The following is a 7,866-nucleotide window of genomic DNA, read 5'->3' as shown; positions in this document are numbered from 1 at the left end:
ACAGCTGTAGCATTTAGGAGCAGGATAATCCAACTTCGCGATGATTTCTTTATGCGTTCCAGCATCTAGAACATCCAAAATCGTAATGTTAGGGTCTTTGATTTCCAGTAAGTTTGTGATAAAATTTAATTGTTCCATATGAGTCTTTCTAATGATGGTTTGGTCGCTTTTCATTATAGGTCATATGGGACTTTTTTTCTACAACAAAATAAGCTCCATAATCCCTAAAGTGATTTTACCCACTACAGAAATTATAGAGCCGTTATGTTGATGCTTTTTTTATTTTGTATTTGGTTAATTTTTGCCTAGCTTATCTTTTTATGTTTTATACTTTCAGTTCACGCTGGGATTAAGACCTGCTGAGATGTTGGCTTTAAAGTGGGAAGATGTAGATTTTGAAAATCAAAAAATTTATACCCATGCTCGTTGGTCGTCTAAAAAGCATAAAATTGTTCCTCCTAAAAATGATCATTATTATCGCAAAGTAAATAGAAGAAACCCTTCCGTTAGAAGAGTTCCAGTAAATAGACAAGCTATGACGGTTTTAAAAGAGTTAAGGATGGAACAAGAACGCATTTTAAGAGTGCTAGAGTTAAAGAATGAACAAAATTTTGTGTTTTTTCAATTTGGTGCAAAATGGGCTGTTCCGGATGAATCCACGCTAAATAAGAAATTAAAGAAAATTCTAAAGGAGTTAGAAATAGAGCCATTGATAACAGTCTATGGAGCGAGACATACATATGGTAGTGTTAAAGTTCAAGAAGGTGTTCCTTTAGAAGTTTTGGCAAAATGGTTCGGTCATAAGGATACATCAACGTTGAGAGAAACCTATATTCATTTATTGAAGGAAACAAAGGATGAATAGACAGAACTGGAGAAGAGAAAAAGCTCCGGGCAAAATGAAAAAATGCACCAAAAAAGCCCATTGAAATAGGCTTTCTGGATGTTTATACTTATGCCCCCTGCAGGGCTCGAACCTGCGACCCATAGATTAAGAGTCTACTGCTCTACCAACTGAGCTAAGGAGGCAATAGAAAAAGCTGTATTGGTGCCGGACCTTCACGGTTTGTATTGAACCCGCGCAATTAAGCAGGTGGGCAACTCGCTCTAACTGAAGCTGTTTCCGCGTGACACGGCCTACATGCTGTTAGAAGTCTTTTGTTTCCCTAGTAATACAAAAAATAGTCGGTCAACACTTAAGTGTGAAGTCGTACACCACAGCGTTTCTATAATTATAATACCATAAATTTGAAAAATTTCAAGAGAAAAAAACAATTTTTTGCAAACGATACCATTATTTTTTGAGTTGGTCGATTTTCTGCTTGGTAGCTCCGAGGGCTCGCTCGTACTTTCCAGTCTCATTTGGCGTGAAATAATCCGCCTCTTTGAGCTTGTCAGGTAGATAGTCCTGCTTGACCCATTTTTCTGGATAATTGTGGGGATAGAGATAATCCTGGGCGTTGCCTAATTCCTTGCTGCCAGCGTAATGGCCGTCGCGCAGATGTCGTGGAATAGGCAGGTTGCCGTTTTTCCTTAGGTCGGCTAACGCAGCGTCCATTGCCAGATAGGCCGAATTGGACTTGGGCGAAAGAGCCAGGTCGATGACGATATTAGCGATGAGAATGCGCGCTTCAGGAAAACCGATTTTTTGCGCAGCTTCAAGGGCGGTCACGGTGTGCATTTGCGCTTCGGGATTGGCAAGACCGATGTCCTCGTAGGCAATGACCGTCAGACGCCGCGCTAGGCTAGGCAAGTCTCCTGCCTCAATCAAGCGCGCTGCGTAATGAAGACTGGCATTGACATCCGACCCGCGAATGGACTTTTGCAGGGCAGAGAGAACATCGTAGTGGCCGTCGCCATTTTTATCCATGGTAATGTAGCTCTTTTGCAGGCTATTTTCCATGATGTCTAGCGTGATGTGGCGGCTCCCCTCATCATCTGGCTTGGTTGAAAGTACCGCCAAATCGAGCGAGTTAAAAGCTGAGCGCAAATCGCCATTGGTTGAGGTCGCGATGAAATCCAGCGCCTCCTCATCCAGCTCAACAGGAAAATCAAAGCCACGCTCCGAGTCAGTCAGTGTCGCTTCCACGGCTTTCTTGATGTCTTGGTTGGACAAGGGCTCTAGCTCGAAAATCTGCACGCGACTGCGAATGGCTGGCGTGACAGAAAAGAAAGGATTTTCCGTCGTCGCCCCAATCATGATAATCAGCCCGTTTTCTAGCAAAGGCAGGAGAAAATCTTGCTTGGTCTTGTCCAAACGGTGGATTTCATCTAAAAGCAGCACCAGCCCGCCAGAAAATTTGGCTTCTTCGGCGATTTCTTGCAGGCGTTTTTTGGAGTCAACCGTAGCGTTAAAAGTCCGAAAGGCATACTTGGTAGTGCCTGCAATTGCAGAGGCGATAGAGGTTTTGCCAATACCCGGCGGACCGTATAAAATCATGGAAGAGAGGCGATTGGCTTCGACCATGCGGCGGATAATTTTGCCCGGGCCAACCAGGTGCTCTTGCCCAATCACTTGGTCAATGGTCTGGGGGCGCATGCGGAGAGCAAGGCTGTCTGACATAGCAGGCTCCTTTCCTAGATAGTTGCTTATTGCTTGCTGTTTATGTTACACTGGTAGGGAATAGCTGCGCTGGACCGAAAGAAGATTTCAGACCAAGTCAGCACTTATCTTTTATTTTAACATATTTTTCATGAAGGAAGTAGTATGAGCAAATACGGTTTTTTGGATATTTTGGATGAGGAATTGAGCAAAAATTTTTCTTTTGACTATGAGATAAACTGGGACAAGAAAAATCATGCGGTGGAAGTGGCTTTTTTGCTGGAAGTGCAAAATCAAGCGGGCGTTGAGACGGTTGATGAGGCAGGCGAAGCTACGGCAGAAGACATCCTCTTTGAAGAAGCAGTGCTTTTTTATAATCCAGCCAAGTCGCGTTTTACGGCGGATGATTATTTGACGGTGGTGGCTTACGAGCCCAAAAAGGGGCTGTCGCGTGAGTTTCTGGCTTATTTTGTGGATTTCTTGGGGCAAACAGCTGAGGCAGGGCTGGACGCACTCATGGATTTTCTGGCAGACGAGGACGCTCAGGAGTTTGAAATCGTCTGGAATGAAGCAGTTTTTGAAGCGGGCAAGAAGAAGTTGCAAGAGACGACTTTTTATCCTTATCCCAGGTACTAGGAGGCAATATGGATACATGGCAAGAATTGACCATTCGGGTCAAGCGTGAGGCAGAAGAAGCGGTCAGCAATCTCTTGATTGAGACGGGTAGTCAGGGCGTGGCGATTGATGATAGCGCCGACTACCTCAATCGTGAGGATTGGTTTGGCGAAGTGTTGCCCGAGGTGGCGCAGGAAGAGACGGTTACCATTAGGGCTTATTATCCTGATACCATGGATATTAAGGTAATTAAACAAGAAATTGAAAAAGGTCTGCGAGAATTAGCTGGATTTGGCTTGGAGACGGGCAACATCCAGCTTTCCAATCAAGAATTGGTCGAAGAGGATTGGGCGGACAACTGGAAGAAATACTACGAGCCGACCCGCATTAGCCACGATTTGACCATTGTGCCCTCTTGGACAGATTATGAAGCGACTGCGGGCGAGAAGATCATCAAGCTCGACCCCGGCATGGCTTTTGGGACAGGGACGCACCCGACCACCAAGATGAGCCTTTTTGCCTTGGAACAGGTGTTGCGCGGCGGTGAGACCGTGCTGGATGTGGGAACGGGAAGCAGCGTTCTCTCCATTGCCAGTTCACTTCTGGGCGCCAAGGAAATCTATGCTTATGACTTGGACGAAGTGGCGGTGCGCGTGGCGCAGGAGAACATCAATCTCAACGCTTATATGGATAATATTCAGGTAGCGACAGGGGATTTGCTGCGCGGTGTGGAGCAGAAAGCCCAGGTCATCGTTGCCAATATTTTAGCGGACATTTTAGTGGAGCTGACAGAGGATGCGTATCGTCTGCTGGATGACGAGGGCTATCTGATTATGAGTGGGATTATTGCTGACAAGTGGGAATTAGTGCGGCAATCCGCTGAAGCTGCTGGCTTTTTCCTAGAAACTCAGCTCATTCAGGGCGAGTGGCATGCTTGTATTTTCAAGAAAACAAAGGATATTTCAGGAGTGAGAGGTGGCTAGATGCAGCAGTATTTTATAAAAGGACAGGCATCTTCGCCTTTGACAGTGACCGACAAAGATACGGTCAAGCACATGTTTTCGGTCATGCGGTTGGCGGAAAATGACCAAGTTGTGCTGGTGTTTGATGACGGTATCAAGCGTTTGGCGCGCGTTTTGGACAAGGAAGCACATCATTTTGAGCTTGTGGAAGATTTGCCTGACCAAGTCGAGTTGCCCTTGCAGGTGACGATTGCTTGTGGTTTTCCCAAGGGAGACAAGCTGGAATTTATCAGTCAGAAAACGACTGAGCTGGGAGCTCATGCGATTTGGGCTTTTCCAGCCGACTGGTCAGTTGCCAAGTGGGACAGAAAGAAGCTAGACAAGAAAGCTGAAAAGCTGAGCAAGATTGCGCTGGGGGCTGCCGAGCAGAGCAAGCGAAATCGGTTGCCACAAGTTAGCTTATTCGAAAAAAAAGATGATTTTCTGGCGCGTTTTGGCGAATTTGACCGTGTTTTGGTTGCCTATGAGGAGTCAGCTAAGGGAGGCGAGACTGCGGCCTTGATCAAAGCGGTGCAGGGCATGAAAAGAGGACAGAAGCTCTTGCTCATTTTTGGTCCCGAGGGCGGGCTGTCGCCAGCCGAAATCGAAACCTTCGAGCAGTTGGGCGCTTCTTGCGCTGGCTTAGGACCGCGGATTTTGCGGGCAGAAACAGCACCGCTCTATGCCTTATCAGCTGTTAGTGTTCTCTGCGAATTAAAATAATATATTCAAACTTCTCTGAAAGTACGTTCAGAGAAGTTTTTCAATAAAATAAATTGTGACAGAAGCGGACTACTTGTTTTCATATCTAACTAAAAGTGATAAAATAGGATACAAGAATTGGAGAGAAATATGCCGAAAGAAGAGAATTTAAAAGGCGATCAGGTGATTGCCCTTACCAGAGAATATTTGCAACCCGCCGAGGTAGCTTTTATACAAAAAGCACTTATTTATGCGATTGACCGTCATAATGGCCAGTTTCGTAAGTCAGGTGAACCTTACATTGTTCATCCCATTCAAGTGGCAGGGATTTTAGCTAAACTTAAACTTGACGCAGTGACGGTGGCTTGTGGTTTTTTGCACGATGTGGTTGAAGACACGAGTGCTAGCCTAGATGATCTGGAAAAGGAATTTGGCCCTGATGTTCGTCAAATCGTTGATGGAGTAACCAAGCTCGGTAAGGTTAAATATAAGTCACATGAGGAGCAACTAGCAGAAAATCACCGAAAAATGCTGATGGCTATGTCCGAGGACATTCGGGTAATTTTGGTCAAGTTGGCTGATCGCTTGCACAATATGCGGACGCTCAAGCACCTGCGCAAGGATAAGCAGGAGCGTATATCTCGTGAGACCTTGGATATTTACGCCCCTTTGGCTCATCGTTTGGGGATTTCCAGTGTGAAATGGGAATTGGAAGATCTAGCTTTTCGTTATCTAAATGAAACGGAATTCTATAAAATTTCCCACATGATGAAAGAAAAACGTCGTGAGCGCGAGGCTTTAGTGGATGAGGTTGTCAAAAAGTTGTCTACCTATGCCAATGAACGGCATTTATACGGGAAAATCTACGGCCGACCAAAACACATTTATTCCATTTATCGCAAAATGCAGGACAAGAAAAAACGTTTTGACGAGATTTATGATTTAATTGCGATTCGCTGTATTTTGGATACGCCAAGTGATGTTTACGCCATGCTGGGTTATATTCACGAATTATGGCGACCGATGCCAGGGCGTTTCAAGGATTATATTGCCAATCCTAAGGCAAATGGTTATCAGTCTATTCATACGACTATTTACGGACCAAAAGGACCGATTGAGTTTCAAATTCGGACCAAGGAAATGCACGAGGTTGCTGAATTTGGGGTCGCTGCTCACTGGGCTTATAAGAAGGGCATCAAGGGTAAGGTTGACAGCAGGGAATCAGCGATTGGAATGAGTTGGATTTCAGAAATGGCAGAACTCCAAGCTCAGTCGGATGGAGCACAGGATTTTGTTGATACGGTCAAGGAAAATTTCTTATCCGAAGAAATCTATGTTTTCACTCCCGATGGATCAGTACGTGCTTTGCCCAAGGATTCTGGGCCAATCGATTTTGCTTATGAAATTCACACGAAAGTCGGAGAAAGAGCAGTAGGTGCCAAGGTTAACGGGCGCATGGTTCCTCTAACAACCAAACTCAAAACGGGGGACCAAGTCGAGATTATCACAAGTTCTAACTCCTTCGGTCCTAGTCGCGATTGGATTAATATTGTCAAGACCAGTAAGGCTCGCAATCGCATTCGGCAATTTTTCAAAAATCAGGATAAAGAATTATCTATCAGCAAGGGGCGTGAACAACTTCAAAGCCAACTTCAGGAAATGGGCTACGTAGCCAGTCGCTATATGGATCGTAAGCACATGGACGAGTACTTGCAAAAGGCTAGTTATAAAACAGAAGATGCCCTTCTGGCAGCTATTGGTTTTGGTGAGGTTAGTGCGGTCTCAGTTGCCAACAAATTGACTGAAAAAGAGCGGCGCGAGGAGGAGAAAAAACGTCTTCAAGCAGAAGCTGAAGAGTTAGTCAAGGGCGGCGAAGTTAAGCGAGAAGGTAAAAACACACTTAAAGTCAAACATGAGGGTGGTGTGGTCATTCAAGGCGCGTCAGGACTGCTCATTCGGATTGCCAAATGCTGCAATCCTGTGCCGGGCGATGACATTGTCGGTTATATTACCAAGGGGCGTGGCGTTGCTATTCATCGTGTAGATTGTATGAATCTCCGTGCTCAGGATAATTACGAACAGCGCTTAATTGATGTCGAATGGGAGGACAGCAATCAAACCAAAGAATACATGGCACATATTGATATTCATGGGCTCAACCGTCCAGGTTTACTTAATGATGTGCTGCAAGTCTTATCTAATACGACTAAGACTATTTCCACAGTTAATGCTCAGCCAACTAAAGATATGAAATTTGCCAATATTCACGTTTCATTTGGAATTGCTAATTTGGCCATGTTGACGACGGTGGTTGATAAGGTCAAGAACATCCCCGAAGTCTACTCGGTTAAGCGCACCAATGGTTAGTTTTGGGGGAGATGGCAGAGCGGACTAGCGACTAGGCGCTACTATCAAAGAATAGGAAGAAAATCATGAAAATTGTTATCCAGCGGGTCACAAGTGCCTCAGTGACTATTGAGCAGCAGCTTCACGAGCAAATCGGACAAGGTCTGCTCCTTTTGGTCGGTGTGGCACCAGATGACGGTCGGGAAGATTTGATCTACGCTGCCCGTAAAATTGCCAATATGCGGATTTTTTCAGATGAAGCAGGCAAGATGAACCTGTCGATCAGGGACATTGCAGGCGAGATTTTGTCGATTTCCCAGTTTACCCTCTACGCCAATACAAAAAAGGGGAATCGCCCTGCTTTTGTCGGTGCGGCAGAACCGAGCTTGGCTAGCCAGCTCTATGACGACTTTAATGACCTGCTGGCTCAGGAAGTGTCTGTCAAGAGAGGGATTTTCGGTGCGGATATGCAGATTGAACCGGTCAACGACGGTCCTGTTACCATTATCCTTGACACGAAGAATAAATAAAAAAGTGGCTTATGAAAAGAACCGCTTATAATGGACAGTATAAAACATGTATGCTACTGTTCTATAAGGAGGTTCTTTTGTTATGGCTAAAAAAGGGAGTCGCTTTACAAGGTATTCACCTGAGTTTAAG

7 protein-coding genes, 1 tRNA gene and 1 pseudogene are annotated in these 7,866 nt (G+C 45.2%); 6 read left to right on the top strand and 3 right to left on the bottom strand.

The genetic code is table 11. From position 1 onward, the window contains the following. Positions 1–138: pseudogene (locus A3I3_RS10885) on the bottom strand (ISL3 family transposase); the annotation flags it as partial. 226 nt (positions 139–364) lie between these two features. On the opposite strand from A3I3_RS10885, the gene A3I3_RS10275 reads away from it, so the two are divergent. Continuing rightward, positions 365–865 carry a tyrosine-type recombinase/integrase gene (locus tag A3I3_RS10275; protein WP_018372236.1) on the top strand — a complete coding sequence of 167 codons (501 nt, stop codon included), beginning with the start codon at positions 365–367 and terminating at the stop codon, positions 863–865. A gap of 91 nt (positions 866–956) precedes the next feature. On the opposite strand, the gene A3I3_RS0108215 is transcribed toward A3I3_RS10275, so the two are convergent. Together A3I3_RS0108215 and A3I3_RS0108210 are read right to left on the bottom strand one after the other, a co-directional pair. Beyond that, a tRNA-Lys gene (locus A3I3_RS0108215) sits at positions 957–1,029 on the bottom strand. A gap of 265 nt (positions 1,030–1,294) precedes the next feature. After that, complete coding sequence (locus tag A3I3_RS0108210; protein ID WP_018372235.1) at positions 1,295–2,563, bottom strand: replication-associated recombination protein A; 1,269 nt, start codon at positions 2,561–2,563, stop codon at positions 1,295–1,297. A gap of 144 nt (positions 2,564–2,707) precedes the next feature. Between A3I3_RS0108210 and A3I3_RS0108205 the strand changes: the two genes are divergently transcribed. The 5 genes from A3I3_RS0108205 to dtd all read left to right on the top strand — a co-directional run bounded on the left by A3I3_RS0108205 (position 2,708) and on the right by dtd (position 7,736). Next, on the top strand, positions 2,708–3,178 hold the full coding sequence (locus A3I3_RS0108205; RefSeq protein ID WP_018372234.1) for a DUF3013 family protein: 471 nt from the start codon (positions 2,708–2,710) through the stop codon (positions 3,176–3,178). 8 nt (positions 3,179–3,186) lie between these two features. After that, the gene (prmA, locus tag A3I3_RS0108200) at positions 3,187–4,140 is read left to right on the top strand and encodes a 50S ribosomal protein L11 methyltransferase (RefSeq protein ID WP_018372233.1); all 954 of its coding nucleotides are present in this window, start codon (positions 3,187–3,189) and stop codon (positions 4,138–4,140) included. Continuing rightward, positions 4,141–4,881, top strand: a complete 741-nt coding sequence (locus A3I3_RS0108195) for a 16S rRNA (uracil(1498)-N(3))-methyltransferase (RefSeq protein ID WP_018372232.1) — start codon at positions 4,141–4,143, stop codon at positions 4,879–4,881. Positions 4,882–5,010: 129 nt separating this feature from the next. Then, complete coding sequence (locus A3I3_RS0108190; protein WP_018372231.1) at positions 5,011–7,227, top strand: RelA/SpoT family protein; 2,217 nt, start codon at positions 5,011–5,013, stop codon at positions 7,225–7,227. Between the two features lie 65 nt (positions 7,228–7,292). After that, positions 7,293–7,736 (top strand): D-aminoacyl-tRNA deacylase, encoded by a 444-nt coding sequence (dtd, locus tag A3I3_RS0108185; protein ID WP_018372230.1) that lies wholly within the window; start codon positions 7,293–7,295, stop codon positions 7,734–7,736. Positions 7,737–7,866: the final 130 nt, after the last annotated feature.

This window comes from Streptococcus massiliensis DSM 18628 (genome assembly GCF_000380065.1).
Lineage (GTDB): Bacteria > Bacillota > Bacilli > Lactobacillales > Streptococcaceae > Streptococcus > Streptococcus massiliensis.
Note: the sequence above shows the minus strand (reverse complement) of the source record. Positions and strands in the feature narration are given on the sequence as shown.

Excerpts from the sequence above, each read along its gene's own strand:
- A3I3_RS10275 (WP_018372236.1), top strand. The coding sequence starts at position 365 with ATGTTGGCTTTAAAGTGGGAAGATGTAGATTTTGAAAATCAAAAAATT.
- A3I3_RS0108210 (WP_018372235.1), bottom strand. The coding sequence starts at position 2,563 with ATGTCAGACAGCCTTGCTCTCCGCATGCGCCCCCAGACCATTGACCAA.
- A3I3_RS0108205 (WP_018372234.1), top strand. The coding sequence starts at position 2,708 with ATGAGCAAATACGGTTTTTTGGATATTTTGGATGAGGAATTGAGCAAA.
- prmA (WP_018372233.1), top strand. The coding sequence starts at position 3,187 with ATGGATACATGGCAAGAATTGACCATTCGGGTCAAGCGTGAGGCAGAA.
- A3I3_RS0108195 (WP_018372232.1), top strand. The coding sequence starts at position 4,141 with ATGCAGCAGTATTTTATAAAAGGACAGGCATCTTCGCCTTTGACAGTG.
- A3I3_RS0108190 (WP_018372231.1), top strand. The coding sequence starts at position 5,011 with ATGCCGAAAGAAGAGAATTTAAAAGGCGATCAGGTGATTGCCCTTACC.
- dtd (WP_018372230.1), top strand. The coding sequence starts at position 7,293 with ATGAAAATTGTTATCCAGCGGGTCACAAGTGCCTCAGTGACTATTGAG.